The sequence below is a fragment of the Enterovibrio gelatinilyticus genome (assembly GCF_028683095.1).
GTDB classification, from domain to species: domain Bacteria; phylum Pseudomonadota; class Gammaproteobacteria; order Enterobacterales; family Vibrionaceae; genus Enterovibrio; species Enterovibrio gelatinilyticus.
Genome location: NZ_JAJUBC010000071.1, coordinates 1 through 1,747, shown reverse-complemented (window position 1 = coordinate 1,747; position 1,747 = coordinate 1). Strand labels below are relative to the sequence as shown.

Genomic DNA, 1,747 nt, shown 5'->3' with positions numbered 1-1,747 from the left:
AGGCCAAGCAGTCGGACAGCCTTGCCGTAGCGCCTTTAGTGCATGGCTTCGCCATTATTGCACAAAAGTCACAATAACAAGTCTGCCGCTGTTGGCGGCGTTAGGTTTTATTAGGTTGGTATTTATGAGAAGAAGTAGAAATATTGAAAATGTGGTGAGCGGTGGACCTGCTCTCGATCTTGTATCAACAGTTGAAAGGTTTGTTTATAGGCAACCGCTCGATACGAATGAAGCAAATCATTTCGAAGAATTAGAGAATGATTTACTTAATTATGCACTTGAAGCTGTAGATATATCTACTAACACTGCTCTACACAAAATATTAAGTGATTTAGCCTATATAGATTTCTACTTGTATCTTTATGATGATCTGGATTGGGTTGGAGAATATGCTGATTTTGCACAATATGCAATTGACATGTTCCGGCATATGAACATCAGAGTTCCGAGAGAATTCTCAAGGAAGTCTGATGATGGAATTATAGAAGCTAGAAATATGTATAGAGGACAATTCCTGTCTGGGTTACAAGTTTTCGTGGACTCTGCATTCTCACACCTGTGGCATAGAAAAAAGTTTTTGTTTGATTTCAACATGAGACTGGCAGAAAAAATATCGCCATTGTTTAAGTTAGACTATCCGGTACTAGAGAAGGATGGGCAACTCCCACGAGCTACTTACTTCAACAAATGGATTATAGATTTAATCGTAAAAAGAGAACAGGGTTTTTGCCATTATTGCCCTAATCCCGTGGCCATCCCAGGGTTGAGCAATCAGACCTACGATATTGATCATATGGTTCCAATTGCTCGTGGCGGCACTAATGATCCAACCAATTTAGTCTTGTCATGTGCCGTTTGCAACAATAAGAAAAGGGCGAAAATTCAGTCTATTCCAGATACCTTTGCATGGCCAGATCGAACCTAACAATCGCTTCAACCTGACTGCCAACCTGTGGCATTTTTGATTCGGTTGGCTTTAGTGATTACGGTGGCCTGTTTTAGTTCGGTGCAGTTGGCAGCAAGTTAAGCGGGCGTTAGGTTACTTCACGGAAAGGAGTAACTAATGATTAAAGTTGAATACACTCTTGATGGTCAAAGCGATGGTTTTGAATTGTCAGCTTTGAATGACATTGACTCGTTGGAGTTTGCTCATGGCCAAGAGCGGATATCTGACAATCTTGCTTATGAATTGTTGATGGGGGCGGTTTCACATCTGGAACTAAACTGTAACTGCGAAGAGTTCCGAGACACGCCTAAAGACCTTGCATTAAAACTTGGTTTCACAAAGTTACTGGGTTTCTTTGAAGATAAAGTGATATTTGTAATCAGCGCATAAATGTCATTCAAAAGGCGCTGTAATCAAACATCAGCGTCTTTACTTGATTTTGGTTTGTTGGTTATAGCAAATCGTCTTGGGCTTCTCTGTGAGCCTAAATAGTTGCTTAAATTAGTTAGTTTCTGTTTGTTCACTGTATCAATGTATTTGTTGTAATCAAATTCACGTTGCACTGTTCTAACTTGTTTCTCGACTGTGTATCTATCGAGTACCTTGTTAAGCAATTTCAAATCAAGTTCAGCATTCGTTAGAATTTGAATGTAACCGACAGTTCCGTATCTTCGCTGAAACTTTAATCTCAACACCCAAATCATGGTTATTTGTTCATATGCAGCACTGACAGGTTTTTTAATCTTCTGCATTAAAACATTGAACTCAATGGCCTCATCAAAGTTGTTGAAGAAGATAGCG

The 1,747-nt window shown here is 39.6% G+C and carries 3 protein-coding genes; 2 read left to right on the top strand and 1 reads right to left on the bottom strand.

All coding sequences use genetic code 11. The annotated features are described in order from the left end of the window. Together LRP50_RS25185 and LRP50_RS25180 are read left to right on the top strand one after the other, a co-directional pair. Nucleotides 1-925: HNH endonuclease (locus tag LRP50_RS25185; protein WP_274167139.1), on the top strand; the 925-nt coding region annotated here is incomplete at its 5' end. Between the two features lie 138 nt (nt 926-1,063). Continuing rightward, nucleotides 1,064-1,336 (top strand): hypothetical protein, encoded by a 273-nt coding sequence (locus LRP50_RS25180; RefSeq protein WP_274167138.1) that lies wholly within the window; start codon nt 1,064-1,066, stop codon nt 1,334-1,336. Nucleotides 1,337-1,359: 23 nt separating this feature from the next. Here the strand turns inward: LRP50_RS25180 and LRP50_RS25175 are convergent. Beyond that, the coding region (locus LRP50_RS25175) for a hypothetical protein (protein ID WP_274167137.1) at nt 1,360-1,747 on the bottom strand (388 nt) is incomplete at its 5' end.

Coding starts and splice junctions, on each gene's coding strand:
- LRP50_RS25180 (WP_274167138.1), top strand. CDS start 1,064: ATGATTAAAGTTGAATACACTCTTGATGGTCAAAGCGATGGTTTTGAA.